General features: G+C 56.3%; 13 protein-coding genes. 6 read left to right on the forward strand and 7 right to left on the reverse strand.

What is annotated here, in order from left to right; all coding sequences use genetic code 11:
• Positions 1-213: 213 nt before the first annotated feature.
• From ACZ46D_RS06615 to ACZ46D_RS06625, 3 genes are all read right to left on the reverse strand, one after another.
• Entirely contained in the window at positions 214-930 is a 717-nt protein-coding gene (locus ACZ46D_RS06615; RefSeq protein ID WP_464926665.1) for a Bax inhibitor-1/YccA family protein, read from the reverse strand.
• 76 nt (positions 931-1,006) lie between these two features.
• Positions 1,007-2,065 carry an AI-2E family transporter gene (locus ACZ46D_RS06620; protein WP_464926666.1) on the reverse strand — a complete coding sequence of 353 codons (1,059 nt, stop codon included), beginning with the start codon at positions 2,063-2,065 and terminating at the stop codon, positions 1,007-1,009.
• Positions 2,066-2,089: 24 nt separating this feature from the next.
• Positions 2,090-2,848: an MBL fold metallo-hydrolase gene (locus tag ACZ46D_RS06625; RefSeq protein ID WP_464926667.1), complete on the reverse strand. Its 759-nt coding sequence runs from the start codon at positions 2,846-2,848 to the stop codon at positions 2,090-2,092.
• A 95-nt stretch (positions 2,849-2,943) separates the two neighbouring features.
• Between ACZ46D_RS06625 and ACZ46D_RS06630 the strand changes: the two genes are divergently transcribed.
• The 5 genes from ACZ46D_RS06630 (at position 2,944) to ACZ46D_RS06650 (ending at position 10,877) form a co-directional block, all read left to right on the forward strand.
• Positions 2,944-3,342: a thioredoxin family protein gene (locus ACZ46D_RS06630; protein WP_464926668.1), complete on the forward strand. Its 399-nt coding sequence runs from the start codon at positions 2,944-2,946 to the stop codon at positions 3,340-3,342.
• Positions 3,343-3,358: 16 nt separating this feature from the next.
• Complete coding sequence (locus ACZ46D_RS06635; RefSeq protein ID WP_464926669.1) at positions 3,359-7,513, forward strand: DEAD/DEAH box helicase; 4,155 nt, start codon at positions 3,359-3,361, stop codon at positions 7,511-7,513.
• Positions 7,514-7,525: 12 nt separating this feature from the next.
• Complete coding sequence (gene mutY, locus ACZ46D_RS06640; RefSeq protein WP_464926670.1) at positions 7,526-8,596, forward strand: A/G-specific adenine glycosylase; 1,071 nt, start codon at positions 7,526-7,528, stop codon at positions 8,594-8,596.
• A gap of 98 nt (positions 8,597-8,694) precedes the next feature.
• On the forward strand, positions 8,695-9,459 hold the full coding sequence (locus ACZ46D_RS06645; protein WP_464926671.1) for a GGDEF domain-containing protein: 765 nt from the start codon (positions 8,695-8,697) through the stop codon (positions 9,457-9,459).
• A gap of 161 nt (positions 9,460-9,620) precedes the next feature.
• A complete protein-coding gene (locus ACZ46D_RS06650) occupies positions 9,621-10,877 on the forward strand; it encodes a diguanylate cyclase (RefSeq protein WP_464926672.1) in 1,257 nt (418 codons plus the stop codon).
• A 139-nt stretch (positions 10,878-11,016) separates the two neighbouring features.
• On the opposite strand, the gene ACZ46D_RS06655 is transcribed toward ACZ46D_RS06650, so the two are convergent.
• The 3 genes from ACZ46D_RS06655 to ACZ46D_RS06665 all read right to left on the reverse strand — a co-directional run bounded on the left by ACZ46D_RS06655 (position 11,017) and on the right by ACZ46D_RS06665 (position 13,459).
• Entirely contained in the window at positions 11,017-12,096 is a 1,080-nt protein-coding gene (locus tag ACZ46D_RS06655; RefSeq protein WP_464926673.1) for a two-component system sensor histidine kinase NtrB, read from the reverse strand.
• A gap of 122 nt (positions 12,097-12,218) precedes the next feature.
• Entirely contained in the window at positions 12,219-12,437 is a 219-nt protein-coding gene (locus tag ACZ46D_RS06660; protein WP_464926674.1) for a hypothetical protein, read from the reverse strand.
• Positions 12,438-12,466: 29 nt separating this feature from the next.
• On the reverse strand, positions 12,467-13,459 hold the full coding sequence (locus tag ACZ46D_RS06665) for a GGDEF domain-containing response regulator (protein ID WP_464926675.1): 993 nt from the start codon (positions 13,457-13,459) through the stop codon (positions 12,467-12,469).
• 355 nt (positions 13,460-13,814) lie between these two features.
• Between ACZ46D_RS06665 and ACZ46D_RS06670 the strand changes: the two genes are divergently transcribed.
• Positions 13,815-14,303 carry an NUDIX hydrolase gene (locus ACZ46D_RS06670; protein WP_464926676.1) on the forward strand — a complete coding sequence of 163 codons (489 nt, stop codon included), beginning with the start codon at positions 13,815-13,817 and terminating at the stop codon, positions 14,301-14,303.
• Positions 14,304-14,340: 37 nt separating this feature from the next.
• Here the strand turns inward: ACZ46D_RS06670 and ACZ46D_RS06675 are convergent, their stop codons facing one another.
• On the reverse strand, positions 14,341-14,751 hold the full coding sequence (locus tag ACZ46D_RS06675) for a hypothetical protein (RefSeq protein ID WP_464926677.1): 411 nt from the start codon (positions 14,749-14,751) through the stop codon (positions 14,341-14,343).
• Positions 14,752-14,881: the final 130 nt, after the last annotated feature.

Here is a 14,881-nt window from a genome sequence, read left to right on the forward strand (position 1 = left end):
TCTTCCCGCGCAACCATAGATTTTCCACATTTCGCATGAATCTTTTCCTCTCGGGTAAAAGTTCCTTCCCTGTTGCCTAGCGCAAGCCGCTGCCACACGCAAGCGGCCTCTCACGGTAACGCAGCCCAGGAGCATATTCAAATCGAAAAAAAAAGCGATTGCCGCTTCGGACAATCGCTTTTTCCTATCACCGATAGCGCAGGGGAAGAAAGGTTAACGGCGGTCCCCCAGGAACCGGAGCAGCATGAGGAACAGATTGACAAAGTCGAGATACAAGGCCAAGGCCCCCATGATCGCGCCTTTCTGGATCGCAGCCTGGCCGTTCTCCATGATTCCGCCTGAGCCAATCCGGGTGATCTTCTGCACGTCATAGGCGGTAAGGCCGGTGAAAACAATCACGCCGATGGCGGAAACAACCCAGGAAACCATGGAGCTGCCCAAGAAGATATTCACCACCGAGGCGATGATTATGCCCACCAGACCCATGAATAGAAAGGAGCCCATGCTGGTGAGATCTTTTTTGGTCACCGTGCCGTAAATCGCCATGGAAACGAACATGCCGCCCGCGACAAAAAAGGTGGTGGCGACGGAGGCGCCTGTATAGAGCAGAAGGATGGCGGAAATGGTCGCCCCGTTCAAGATGGAATAGCCCAGGAAAAGATTGGTCGCCATGCGGGCAGACATTTGTTCGATCCTGGCGGAGAGATAGATCACCATGCCAAGTTCGCCAAAAATCAGGCCATAAAACAAGATCTTGTTGCCGAAGATGGCCTGCTGCATGGCCGGAGAGCTGGCGACCAGTAAGGCGGTAAGCCCGGTGAGACCAAGGCCGATGGCCATCCAGTTGAAGACCTTGGCCAAGAAAAGGGTTGCCGCCTGGGAGCGGGACTGGTCAATAACCATTGTTCTGTCATTGTTGCTGCTGTACATATTTTCTCCTTGCCTAAATAATTTGAAGTTGCGAGACAGATGCCTTACAAATTAATCATTCCGCAAAAAAATACCACTATTCCTCGCTGATCATTTTCGCCACAACCTGGGTTGGCTTATATTCCTCCATGGCAATCTTGACCGCAGCGGTAATAGGCACGGCCAGCAGCATGCCGACCCCGCCCCACATCCAGCCCCAGAAGACCAGGGAAAACAACACCACCAGGGGGCTGAGATCAAGACCGCGGCCCATGATCTTTGGTTCCAAATAATTTCCCACCACCAGATGAATGGAGACCAACACCCCGGTGACGAACAATGCCAGACTCAAGGAGCCGAATTGAAAAAGTGCCACAAACACGGGAGGGACTGTGGCAATCAGAGCGCCGATGTTCGGGATGAAATTGAGCAGAAAGGTGAGCAAGCCCCACAACAGGGCAAACTGGACGCCGAACAGCCAGAGGGTGATGGCGGTCAGCCCTCCGACCAGCAGACTGATCAGGGTTTTGAGCCCCAAATACTCCTCGACCGCCATACTGATCCGGCCGCCGACCTTGATGATTCTTTCCGCCCGCCGTGAACCAAAAGCGTTGTGCAGCCTGCCTTGCAGACCCTCGCACTCGGCCAGCATAAAGATCAAAAAAAGCACCACCCAGACTGTGCTGCCCAGAAAATGAAAAAAAGAGCCCCCTGCGGCCTGAAGAAACGGGGCCAACGGCTCCAGCTTTCTGCCGTCCATCCGGCCGAAAAAGGCCGCCATCATCTCCTTGCCCTGCTCCACCGACATACCGAAATACTGCAAGACACTTGCAGCATGTCCCAAAAGCCGCTCCTCGATAACCGGCATCTGGGCGACACACTCCAGGACATTTGCCTGCACAAGCCAACCGATCAGATAGATGCTCCCCAAAACAAGCGAAACCACCAGGAGAATCCTGAGCCAGCCAGGAACCCCGAGCCGCCGGAGAAACTCCAGGGGCATCCCCAAGGCGAAAAAAATGAGCAGGGCCACACTCAGGGGAATAAAGAGGAAGGAAAGCGTTTTGATGATAAGCGTGATCAGCACGACGATCACCAGCCAGGCAGCCACCTCCTGAATCCCATACTTCTCCACGGTTACATCCTGCTCCATCATGGGCTCCCCATTGTTGAATATCGATTAAAGACTCAGCTGCTCTCCCGGTTCCGGCAAAAAAACCCCCGATAAACCGCTTTCCTGCAAAAGCCGCTGGATCTTCGTATTTTCCCGTTCCCGTTCATAATGGGCGACATGTACGATTGCCAGCTTTTCACAGCCTGCCTGGTGCGTCAAGGCGAGACACTCGGCAAGACTGCCGTGGTTGGCGGTCTCACCGACAACCCGATAGGCCTCATGCACCATCAAGGTGCATCCCTTGGCCAGACTGGCTGATCCCAGGGTTGGCCGCCCATCCCCGCTGTAAAAAAGCGATTTTCCGCAGGCACTCAACTTAAGGGCAAGGCAGGGCTGCGAGTGCTCCGTGGCAGCCACCTGCCAGAAAAACCCGGCTGCCTGAAAAGAGCCGCCATCCTCTATCTCGCGATACTGCAAAGCATACTGCAGTTTCTCCCGAAACGCAGGATAGGCCAGATCAAGGATTTTTTCCACCTTCTCCTCCAACCCGGGCGGCCCGACCAACAACAACGGTTTGCTTCGTCCCATCTCCCAGAAACGCAGGAGCAGCAGGGGGATTCCAAAAAAATGGTCTCCATGAAAATGCGAAATCCAGAGGGCATCAAGCTGGTTTGGCTTGGAACAATCAGCAAAATATCGATGGGGGGTGGTAAATCCGCAGTCAAGTAGGATATAATGCTTTTTGCTCCCGCTCACAACCAGAAGCGAGGTGTTGAACCGTTCCGGGTCGCAGGCTTCGCCAACCCCTAAAAAATGAACTTGCATGCGCGGCGACCTTATTATCCCTTATCTTTCTTGATCGGCATCATACCATGAACACCCTGATTGTTGCATGTCCAAGCTGTAAGACCAAGAATAAAATGGCCGCCAGCAAACAACACCGTGGCCCGCGCTGCGGCAAATGCCAGACCCCGCTGCCCATGGCCGGTTACGCCACGCCGGTTGAGCTTACCGACCAGGACGCTGCGCAGGTGATCCGCGAGGCAGATCTGCCGCTGCTGCTCGACTTGTATTCGCCAAACTGCGGCCCCTGCCGAACCCTGGCTCCGGTCATCGACAAACTGGCGCGACAGTTTTTTGGCCGGGCGATCATCGCCAAGATCGACACCAGCACGAATCATCTCATTGCCGGACGCTACGGAATCCGGGGCGTTCCCACCCTTATTTTTTTTAAAAACGGCCAGGTTGTCGATCAGGTGGTCGGGGCCTTGCCCGAAGACGCCCTTGTCGCCAAGCTCAACAGTTTCCTCCGTACTTAGGATCGCCACCTTGCCAATGAGCCCCTCACAAAAAAACCAGAACCTCTGGGCTGCCTACCAGTCTTTGTCGCCCAAAGCCCGCTTCGCCATGCAAGCCTGCGCTCTGGTTGAAGAGCCGGTCCGGGAAGCCGCCCTGGTTGCCTGCCTGTTTTCCCCCACCGTTAGCCGAATCTGGCCCACGGCCACGGAAAAAAATCTCCTGGCCGCCCTGACCGAACTGAGGGAAAAAAATCTTCTGGAAAATGGCTGCGCCAGCCGCAAGGAAATTCTTGAACCCGTGGCCCACGATGCCCGGAAGCAGCCGTATTTCCCCGCCCTGGCCGGAGCCATCAAACAGGCCTGGCCGACCCCGGCGCCGGAAGAGAATCCCGAGCCGGACTTTCTGTGGCACCGCAGCCTGCGCGATCTTCGCCTGAGCCTCCTGACCACGGATGAAACCGGATACAATCACAATCTCCTCCGCCTTCTCGAACTCCAGGAAGAGTTTCCCGACCGTTTTCCAGAAAACCCCTTGCTCACACTCTGTAACACCCCTTTTGACCCGCCATGGTTTGCCGGTCTTCCCCTGCATGTCCAGCTCTACGCCCTGCACCAGATATTTTTAGACGGCCTGCTCCATCTTACGGAAATAACCCTGCCCCTGGAATACCTGCAAAACAAGCGTTTTTTCAAAGGGTTACCCGCGAAAAACCGCGAGCCCTTCTCCTATCTGCTCACCTCCCATCTGCTCATCCGGGGACAGACCCGGGCAGCCACCGCCTGGCTTAGCACCAACCAGCAACAGGCGGCGCCGCTGGGGGTGCTGGGCTGGCAGCAATTTCTTGCCGGGGAAACAACTTCCGCTATTCTCTGCTACGAAGAAGACCTCGCCAAAATCAGAAAGGCCAACCAAAACGAACAGGCCTATTTCACCGGGATAGAAGGGCTGTTCTACCTCATGGCCCTGCTCAAAAGCGGGGATTACACCACCCACCAGCAAGTCAGGGATATTGTCCAGGATATCGAGGATGTTCAACCCCACAACCTCTTTCTCCCCGCCTACACCCTCCTCCTTGCCCTGGTGGAAGCGAGGGAAAACCGGCTCGATCTGGCCCGCGACCGGCTCACGGCAGTGAGCCTTTTGCCCAGGCCGCACAGCATCTCCACACTTTTCCTGGCCCTGGTCACTTACTGGATCGAAGGGAAACCCAGCCCGGTCTGCCTGCCGCAGATAAAGGCCTTTCAAAAAAAAGCCGCTGCCCACGGCTATCTCTGGCTTGCCCGTGAATACACCTCCCTGTTACGCCTGGCTGGAGAAAAATCGTCCGCCCCACCCAGCACCCCCGAACTGAACGAAGCCTGCGCCCTGACAACCGCAATTACCCCGGAGGAACAATGGCAACGCGCCCTGCGCGCCCTCAGTTTCAGCTCGGCCCCTGCCCTGAACCCGCCCAACAAGCCGGAAACCACCTCACGACTGGCCTGGATGATTGATTACCGCAGCCAGGATGGGGTCATCTCCCTGACGCCAAAGATTCAGAATCTCACCGCCCGCGGCCAATGGACCAAGGGCAGATCCGTGGCCTTAAGAAAACTGTTTCGCAAAAACAAGCCCTCCTTTTTAAGCCCCCAGGATCTCCTGGCCTGCGAAACCATCACCGAACAAAAAGACAGCCGGGGCGTTTACTTCCGCTTTGCCATGCCCAATGCCCTGCTCATGCTCATCGGCCACCCCTATGCCTTTCTTGCCGGCTCGCCAAAAACCCCGGTGGAGATCCTGCAAGGCGAACCGGAGCTACGGGTTGATCAGCAAGGTGAATCCCTGTTGATCCAGTTTTCGCCCTGGCCCGACAGCACCGAGGCAATAGTCGTCCGGGAAACCCCTGCCCGTTTCCGAGTTTTCCCCATCGCGGGGGACCATCGCCGGGTGGCCCAGGTTATCGGTCCCCATGGCTTGAGTGTCCCGCTTGACGGCAAGGACGAACTTTTTGCCACCCTGGGCAACATCTCCTCTTTCATGACCGTGCACTCGACCATCGAGGGCAAATCCGTGGGCATTGCCGAGGCACCAGCGGATTCGCGCATCCACATGCAACTGTTGCCTTACGGGCCTGGGTTCAGATTGGCCATGCTCGTCCGACCGCTCCAGCCCGACGGACCATACCAGAGACCTGGGGAAGGCCCGAAAACCATCATCGCCCACAGCGGCGGCACCCGCATCCAGACAAAACGCGACCTGGAGCTGGAAGAAAAAAACGCCCGATTTGTCGAAGAATCCTGTCCCATGCTGGCCAAGGGCACGGACCTGGAGCGGGAATGGCTGCTCCAAGATCCGGAGGAATGCCTGCAACTCCTCCTGGAGCTGCAAAGTCTGCCGGATGATGTCATCATCGAATGGCCCGAAGGGGAACGGCTCACAGTAAGCCCGCCCGCCGAGCTCAACCAGTTTCTGCTCACGGTCAAGGAACGCAACAACTGGTTTGAAATGAGCGGGACCTTGAAGCTCAACGAATCCCTGGTGCTCGACATGCGCACCCTGCTTGAGCTGGCCCAGACCAACAGCAGCCGCTTCATTCCCCTAGGGCATGGCCATTTCCTCGCCCTGTCCCGGGAGCTGCGCAAGCGGTTGGACGAGATCGCCGCCTTTGCCGAACTGAGAAAAACCACGATCCGCCTCCACCCTCTTGCCGCCCTGGCCCTGGAGGATTTCACCAACGGGGTGGGCGATCTGCACACGGACGAGCGGTGGCAAGAGCAGCAAAAACGGCTCAAGGAGGCCCAAGAATACGAGCCCAAGCTGCCGTCCACCTTCAAGGCCGTGCTCCGGGATTATCAACTGACCGGCTTCAACTGGCTGGCCCGCCTGGCCAACTGGGGGGTGGGGGCCTGCCTGGCGGACGACATGGGACTCGGCAAGACCATCCAGGCCCTGGCCCTGGCCCTTGACCGCGCCGACCAAGGACCGACCCTGGTGGTGGCCCCGACCTCGGTTTGCCCCAACTGGCAGGAGGAGGCAAGCCGTTTTGCCCCGACCTTCAAGGTCGTTATCTTCGGCGGCCGCCAGCGAAAAAAAATGCTCTCCGAGCTTGGCCCTTTCGACCTGCTCATCTGCAGCTACGGTCTGCTCCAGCAGGAATCAGCACTTCTGGCCACCCGAAACTGGGAGACCATCATTCTGGACGAGGCCCAGGCCATCAAAAACTTCATCACCAAACGCTCGCGGGCAGCCATGCTCTTGCAGGGGAAGTTCAAGATGGTCACCACCGGCACCCCCATTGAAAACCACCTCACCGAGCTCTGGAACCTGTTTCAGTTCATCAATCCCGGGCTTCTCGGCTCCCTGAACCAGTTCAACCAGCGGTTTGCCATCCCCATCGAGCGCGGCAACGACCCGGAGGCGCGGAAAAAGCTCAAGAAACTGATCAACCCCTTCATCCTACGCCGCCTCAAGTCACAGGTTCTGGAGGAGTTGCCCGAGCGCACCGAGATTCTCCTCCAGGTGGAGATGGAGGAAAAGGAGGCGGCCCTCTATCTGGCCCTGCGGCAGCGAGCTCTGGAAAACCTGCGCCAGACCGGCGGCCCGCCGGGGAAACGCTCGCTGCAGATTCTGGCCGAGATCATGAAACTGCGGCGGGCCTGCTGCAACCCCCGCCTGGTCCTGCCCGAGACGGACATCCCCAGCGCCAAGCTCACCCTCTTTGCCAAGCTTGTCGAAGAATTGCGGGAAAACGGGCACAAGGCCCTGGTGTTCAGCCAGTTTGTCGATCATTTAAGCCTGGTCCGCGAACATCTCGACCGAGAGGGCATCCCTTACAGGTACCTGGACGGCAGCACTCCGTCCAAGGAACGCCAGCGCCAGGTCCAGGAGTTCCAGGCGGGGCACGGCGACCTGTTCCTCATCAGCCTCAAAGCCGGAGGGGTGGGCCTCAACCTCACCGCCGCAGACTACGTGATCCACATGGACCCCTGGTGGAATCCCGCCGTGGAAGACCAGGCCTCGGACCGGGCCCATCGCATCGGCCAGCAGCGCCCGGTGACTATTTATCGTCTGGTGGCAAAAAACACCATCGAGGAAAAAATCGTCCATCTCCACCATGAAAAGAGAGCCCTGGCGGACAGCCTGCTGGAAGGCACCGATGTCAGCCACGCCATGAATCCCGCCGATCTGTTGCGCCTGTTAAAAGAAACCTGAGCAGATCCGCCCATGCCGCCTACCCTCCAGGATGCCCTGCTCCACTGGTTTGCCAAAAATGGCCGCTTGCTCCCCTGGCGGTGCACCTATCTCCCCTACCACATCTGGGTTTCAGAGATCATGCTGCAGCAGACCCAGATGGATCGGGTAGTGGTTTACTTCAACCGCTGGCTCGACCGTTTTCCCGATATTGCCAGCCTGGCTGCGGCACCGGAGCAGGAAGTCCTGCGGTTGTGGGAAGGCTTGGGCTATTACTCCCGGGCCAAAAACCTCCTCAAGACCGCAGAGCTGCTCTGCTCCCGACATGACGCCGCCCTGCCGGAAGACCATGGTGCCCTGCTTCAGCTGCCGGGCATCGGCCGGTACACCGCCGGGGCGATCATGAGCCTGGCCTTCAACCAAAGCCACCCCATCGTGGACGCCAATGTGGAGCGGTTGTTCGCGCGGCTTTTCAACCTGGCCGAGCCGGTCAAGGAAAAGGCTACCCACGCTTTTATCTGGCAGAAGGCGGCCGAGCTTATTCCCCAAGGCAAGGCACGGTTTTTCAACCAGGCACTCATGGAGCTCGGCGCCCTGGTCTGTCTACCCCGTTCTCCCCGTTGCGATATTTGTCCGATTCGCGACCACTGCGAGGCCCTTGCCCAAGGAGTGGTGAGCGAGAGACCGGTTGCCGGCAAACCAAGGGAGATCATCCCCATCACCATGGTAAGCGGGGTATTGCGGCACCATGGGAAGATCTACATCCAGAAGCGTCTGGCCGATGATGTCTGGCCCAATCTCTGGGAACTTCCCGGCGGGCGAATCGAAGAGGGCGAAACCCCGGAACAGGCACTCGTGCGGGAATATCGGGAGGAAACCGGCTTTGCCATCCACGATTTGAAAAAAATCGCCACCATCAAGCACAGTTTCACCAGATACAGGATCACGCTCCACTGCTATCACTGCCGCCTACAGGGCAGCGGGACAGAACCGTTTCTGCACGCCGCCCAGGAATACCGCTGGGCAATCCCGGATGACCTTGAAAATTACGCCTTTCCTGCCCCCCACCGCCGCTTGCTCAATCGCCTCGCTCAAGAATTTTAAAAACAGCGACAGCTGTACATTCCTGCTTTTCCTGGTTATTATCTAATTTAGATACGAAATCCAAGCTGGACAGAGGGATTCAGGAAAGAGGGGAAACCATGCGCCAACAGATGATCCGTTTGCTGATCTATCTGGCCATTGTGCTGCTCATGGCCAATATCAGTCCGGTCATCGATTATTTCCTGCATCCGAACATTCCCTATTTTGACCCGGAACATCTATTGGTCGGCGGAATAACCGCAGGCATCACCGCCCTCCTGCTCCGCCTGCTCATCTCCCATGCCAACCGCATGACCTCGGTGGCCCACGAATTAAGCCGCCTCAACAAGACGCTCCGCGAACAGACCAGCCGCGACAGCCTGACCGGCCTTTACAACCATCGCTACTTCCAGGAAATGCTCCGCCATGAATTTCTCCTGGCCCAACGCCACCAGACCGAGTTGTCCTGCATGATGCTCGACCTTGATCTTTTCAAGGAGGTTAACGATACCTGCGGCCATCCCTTTGGCGATCTGGTGCTGAAAGGAACCGCGGAACAGATTCTGAGCGAGGCTCGGGCCACGGACACCGTGGCCCGCTACGGCGGTGAGGAGTTTGCCATCCTCTTGCCCAATACCGATCTGGAAGGCGCCACAAGCATTGCCGAACGTATCCGCGCCCGGGCTCAGGAATACACCCACCAGGATAAGGATGTTGCCATGCGGGTCACCATCAGTATCGGTCTGGCCTCGACCCGGGCTCACTCCCCGCAAAGGCCTGAAGATCTCCTGGCTTTTGCCGACCGCGCCCTTTACCAGGCCAAAAAGACAGGCCGCAACAAGGTAATTTCCTACTCGGAGCTTACCGCGACAAAACACCCCTGAACCCTTTAGCTTCATTCAGGAGAGTCCTGCCAAGGGGGACCAGAGCCCCCATCTTGCTGGCAAACACGGTTTACAGAACAAGACTAAACGAGGCCCTAAAACTCCGGTGGCCGGTAATATTTCGGTGGAACTCGCCCCACATTTCAGATAGAAGGAAAATCATGCCGCCACCGAAATCAGCTCACAAGTCACCCTGGAAACTATTTGCCCTTAATATCAGCATGGTCATTCTGCTGTTCATTTCCGCCCTCTTCACCGGCATTTTCCTCAACCACCAGAATACCATCGAACAGGGACTCAAAAACCGGGGCCAGGCACTTTTCAACAGCCTCATCATTGCCCGTAAATGGAATGCCCTGCACGGCGGCGTTTTTGTCGAAAAAACACCGGGCATGGAGTCCAACCCCTACCTCCTGAACCCCGACATCACAGCCAGCAACGGCAAGATCTACACCAAGAAAAACCCCGCCCTGATGACCAGGGAAATCTCGGAAATCGCCGCCCGTGAAGGCGCTTTCCAATTCCACATCACCAGCCTCAAACCGCTCAACCCCAACAATAAACCGGACTCCTTTGAACAACAGGCGCTCATGAGCTTCGCCCAGGGGAAAAAAGAGGCGATCAGCAAGGAAAAAAACGATGGCGCTACCTATTACCGCTACATGGCGCCGCTCTTCGTTGAAAAGCCCTGCCTCGCCTGCCATGCCGCGCAGGGATATCAGCTTGGCGATGTCCGTGGCGGCATCAGCGTCCGCTTCAATATCGATGAGATGGTCCGGGCCCAGATGCTGCACAAACTGCTCCTTGGCCTGCTGTTCACGGTGACGCTGACTTCTTTCCTGGGGATCGTCTACCGCCTGGTTGTCACACTCCAGAAAAAACTGGTGGCTGCTGAAGAGATCATCCGAGAAATGGCAATAACCGATGACCTGACCAAACTAAAGAACCGCCGTTTCCTACTCACCCGCCTCAGCGAGGAGCTCGATCGCGCCACCCGCTATGGCCATCCCCTTTCCTGTATCTTTTTTGATGTGGACCATTTCAAACGGGTTAATGACACTTACGGTCATGAGGCTGGCGATGCGGTGCTGAAAACGATCAGCGCCACGGCCCAGGAGCAATGCCGCCAGCCCGACATCCTCGGCCGTTACGGCGGGGAGGAATTTCTCATGATTTTACCGGAAACCTATTTGGAGCAGGCGGGCGCCCTGGCAGAGCGATTGCGGCAAGCCATCGAGAGCCAAACCAGCCTCACCGACCAGCACCAGATCCGGGTCACCGCCACCTTCGGCGTGACGTGCTACTCCCCCGAGACCACAACCACCCCGCCTGATCTGGCCGACCTTATCAAGCAGGCAGACACCGCCATGCTCGAAGCCAAAAAAGCCGGGCGCAACCGCGTCGGCATCGCGGCCTGACACCCCGGAACCGGAATGGATTGGGTTTTGTTTGTTACGAGATGGCCTTCCGGAGCAAACGGAGGAAGAGGATGAATCGACCCGCCATATTAGCACGGGCAGGAACTGCGCCTTAAAGATCTGCCGCCCGGAGAAGACTTTACACCTTGCCGCGACGAAACCCGATGGTTGCGACGGTGCCCTTGCCTTCCTCGCTGTCCAACTGAAACGAGCAACCGGGGTGATCCTCGATAATCCTTTTGGAGATGGAGAGACCTAAGCCGGTTCCCTGCTCTTTCGTGGTAAAGAAAGGCAGGAAGATCCTTTTTTTAATCTCCTCGGGAATCCCCTCCCCGGTGTCTGTCACGTCAACCTCCACCAGTTTTTCCTGCACTCTGGTGCTGACCACGACCTTCCCTCCCGCCGGAGTCGCTTCAATCCCATTCTTCACTAGGTTGAGCAACACCTGCTTTATCTTTTCCCGGTCCACCTCGACCACGACATCGGTGGTGGGGACAAAATGGATGTCAATCCCCTTACCACCGGAATAGGAATGCGCCAGGTCAACAACCTCTTCGAGAAGTTCATTCAGGGAGATCCCCGCCAGATTAAGCTGCGGGGGCTTGTACAGCTCTTTCAACCCGGCAAGCAGATGTTCCAGGCGTGTGACCTCATCGACGATAATGGTCAGCTTGGCCCGGTCTTTCTCCGCCGTTGCTTTTTTCAAGAGCTGCCGGGCAAACCCGCCAATCATGATCAGCGGATTTTTTATCTCATGGTTGATTTCGGCCACGGTCTGGCCCAACGCGGCCAACCGCTCGTTCTGGGCAAGCCGGTCCTCCAGACTTCTGGTATCGGAGAGATCTCTGACCAGACCGGTAAAATAGAGCTGGCCCTCAATGTCTGCCACGGAAAAAGAGATGGAAGCAGGGAAGGTCTCCCCGTTTTTACGGGCCACCACCAGTTCCGTTTCGTGCCCGATCAAGGTTGCCTCGCCGGTTCGGACGTAGCGTGCCACCGCCAGCTCATGACCCGCCCGGCACATGGTGGTCAGAATTTTCCCCAGATCATGGCCAAGAACCTCCTCCCGGTCATATCCAAACATCCTCTCCGCCGCCTTGTTGAAAAAGATCACCGTGGAGCTTTCATCAATGGTGACAAAAGCCTCGTTGGTATTCTCAACCGCGTTCTTAAGGATGATAAACTTCTTCTGTGTCTCTGCCGCCGTTTCCTCAGCCATACCCCTCCGCCAGCGCATGGATCATGAAAAACTCGTCCGATGCTGCACCTACGATATACTTAAGCCGTTGCTCAAAAATAGCAGTGTCAGCGGCGATGACTATTTATTTTCGGCTCCTGAAATTATGCCTTTACTACTATCCCCTTTTTCTTCAGAGCGCTGACAACTGTCCGAATCTGTTTTTCGTTACAATCATCAATCAGATAGACGTTTTTCATCCCATCCAGGAAATGAATGATCAATTGGTCCCCACCACTCCACTCGGCGCTTCGGATGTGATTCGTGTCGAGCCAGGGCTTCAGTTCTTCCATAAAATCATTCAGGCTGCATTGTTTCATCATCATCCTCCTCACACCAATGGTGTTACAAATTACCGGCAATCAAGGGCCACCTTGATCCGATTACCACCTTCACTTTTGGCCAGATAGCGCGCGCCGTCCGCGGCAATTATCAAACTCTGCATGTCCGAGCCACGACACGGTTCGGCAGTTGCCAAACCAATGCTCACCGTCAAAATCTCCCCGGTTTGCGCTCCGGCATAACTGATAGCCAGCGCGGCCATCTGCTCGAGAAATTCATGGGCCACGACCATGGCACCCCCATTGGGGGTGTTGGGCAGGATGGCGGCAAACTCCTCCCCGCCATAGCGGACTACGGTGTCCCCGGCCCGCTTGAGGACACAGCGCAGGGCGTCGGCCACCTTCCGCAGGCATTCGTCGCCCTTGTCCCGTCCATGGATTTCGTTAAATTTTTTAAAATCATCAAGATCCACCATGAGCAGGGAAAGTGGCACCGCCGCCCGCCGGGCTCGATTCCATTCCCGCCCCAGGATTTCATCAAAATACCGACGGTTGCCCACCTCGGTCAGGCTGTCGCGTGGCACCATGTGCATCAGGCGGCGGTTCATGATGTCCAGTTGGCGGGTAAGTTCGACCAACTCCTGCTCCCGGGCCTTGCGCCGATCGGTTTCCCGCTTCAGTTTCAGGGCGGCGCGAACCCTGGCCATCAGCTCGATCTCCTTGACCGGCTTGATGATATAGTCTGTCGCGCCCACGGCGAAAGCCTGGGCAAGCGCTTCATCATCATCGCGGACCGTAACCATGATCACCGGAATATCCCGCAGCCCATCCTGCGCCTTTATCCGTCGACATGTTTCTATGCCGTCCATACCCGGCATCATGACATCCATGAGGATGAGATCGACCCTTTTCTCCTCCGCCTCGGCCTCCTCGGTTGAGGCCAACATTTCCAGGGCGTCCAGACCGCTTCGCACACAATACAAATCCGCATATCCCTCCTGCTGGAGCATCTCCTCGAGCAGCATCAGGTTTACAGGAATATCGTCAACAATAAGGATTGCCATTTTTACTCCGATATTTTAGGAGCCGTTTTAAAAATAACCTGTACAATTCTGGTCGTTTCCTTACGGCTCCTGACGCTGCTGCCGTTTTGGTGATACGAAATGCCCACATTATTTTTTAGCACCGGCTTGCGGCAAGAGCGAACGCACCTCTTCCCCAGCATGGATTCATGGTATAGAATCATGCTGGATTTTAAAAGAGACATATATGACAGACACGGAAAAAAGGGGGAAGCACACATGTCCGTAACACAAAATCAAAGGGTTACAAAGCAACAACCGTTGTAATCGCGGCTTCTTGCGATTTCAACAAAAATATTTTCAACCTTTTCGCTCTATTCCCGGCAACAGGACGGATATGACCTACACCCCCATCATCGGCACCCTTGGCTACATACTGTCTCCAGACCGAACCCAAACCCTTCTTGTCCATCGTAATGCCCGTCCGACTGATGCCCACCTCGGCAAATACAACGGGCTCGGCGGCAAAATGCGGCCGGACGAGGATGTTCTTACCTGCCTCACCAGGGAAATCAAGGAAGAGGCAGGGATCGACTGCGAGGAAATCCTGCTGCGCGGAACCATCAACTGGCCCGGCTTCGGTCCGCAGGGGGAAGACTGGCTGGGCTTTATCTTCCGGATCGACCGCTTCCACGGCACACCCTTCCCTAAGAATGAAGAAGGGGTGCTCGCCTGGCACCCCATTACTCACCTGCATCTCCTGCCGATGTGGGAAGGAGACCGCTATTTTCTGCCTCTGGTTTTTGACTCCGACCCCCGCATCTTCCATGGCCATCTTCCTTACAAGAACGGCCAGCCGCTGAGTTGGAGTTTCACCAGACTCTGATTGTTATCGCCCCCGGACCGGGAGCAGCCGGGGCTTATCAGCCGCAGCTTTTGTTGGACCTGGGATCCCAGGTGTCATAGGCCTTGCTGTAAAGATAATCATTTATATACATCAATTCTTCCGGGGAAAGCTTGGCCCAGGAACCATCCTTGGCGCATCGCACATTTTTTCTGTAAAATACGGCGTTCCAGCCCATCATGGTCCGTGAATCCTCATTCATGTACCGAGCGCCCCGTTCGTTACCCCTGAAATGGCAGCTTTTGCAATTATTTTTATACAGCTTATACCCATCAAAGGTGTTTTTAAACTCCAAGGCACGGCTGGTCTGGGTCAACGGATCAAAACGGTAGGCCGTCTCTCCGCCCTCATCATCGGCAAACACCCTGGCCTGAGACAACGAGACCAGGATTGCCGCCATCACAACAATAACCGCGATCTTTCCTTTCATCTTGTGACCTCCTGCATTACGTTTGAGACAATCCACACGACAGACAATGCAATTGTTACATCAACCTGCCCACCAAGCCCGGCTATCTTGAACTATACCCCACATTTTTACATACAAAATATACCACTAT

The organism is Thiovibrio sp. Mzg5 (genome assembly GCF_055379285.1).

What these genes read in the sequence shown, in the direction of transcription:
- ACZ46D_RS06665 (WP_464926675.1), bottom strand. Translation starts at nt 13,459, where the DNA reads ATGGCAATCCTTATTGTTGACGATATTCCTGTAAACCTGATGCTGCTC.
- ACZ46D_RS06615 (WP_464926665.1), bottom strand. Translation starts at nt 930, where the DNA reads ATGTACAGCAGCAACAATGACAGAACAATGGTTATTGACCAGTCCCGC.
- ACZ46D_RS06630 (WP_464926668.1), top strand. Translation starts at nt 2,944, where the DNA reads ATGGCCGCCAGCAAACAACACCGTGGCCCGCGCTGCGGCAAATGCCAG.
- ACZ46D_RS06620 (WP_464926666.1), bottom strand. Translation starts at nt 2,065, where the DNA reads ATGATGGAGCAGGATGTAACCGTGGAGAAGTATGGGATTCAGGAGGTG.
- ACZ46D_RS06650 (WP_464926672.1), top strand. Translation starts at nt 9,621, where the DNA reads ATGCCGCCACCGAAATCAGCTCACAAGTCACCCTGGAAACTATTTGCC.
- ACZ46D_RS06635 (WP_464926669.1), top strand. Translation starts at nt 3,359, where the DNA reads ATGAGCCCCTCACAAAAAAACCAGAACCTCTGGGCTGCCTACCAGTCT.
- mutY (WP_464926670.1), top strand. Translation starts at nt 7,526, where the DNA reads ATGCCGCCTACCCTCCAGGATGCCCTGCTCCACTGGTTTGCCAAAAAT.
- ACZ46D_RS06660 (WP_464926674.1), bottom strand. Translation starts at nt 12,437, where the DNA reads ATGATGAAACAATGCAGCCTGAATGATTTTATGGAAGAACTGAAGCCC.
- ACZ46D_RS06645 (WP_464926671.1), top strand. Translation starts at nt 8,695, where the DNA reads ATGCGCCAACAGATGATCCGTTTGCTGATCTATCTGGCCATTGTGCTG.
- ACZ46D_RS06655 (WP_464926673.1), bottom strand. Translation starts at nt 12,096, where the DNA reads ATGGCTGAGGAAACGGCGGCAGAGACACAGAAGAAGTTTATCATCCTT.
- ACZ46D_RS06675 (WP_464926677.1), bottom strand. Translation starts at nt 14,751, where the DNA reads ATGAAAGGAAAGATCGCGGTTATTGTTGTGATGGCGGCAATCCTGGTC.
- ACZ46D_RS06625 (WP_464926667.1), bottom strand. Translation starts at nt 2,848, where the DNA reads ATGCAAGTTCATTTTTTAGGGGTTGGCGAAGCCTGCGACCCGGAACGG.
- ACZ46D_RS06670 (WP_464926676.1), top strand. Translation starts at nt 13,815, where the DNA reads ATGACCTACACCCCCATCATCGGCACCCTTGGCTACATACTGTCTCCA.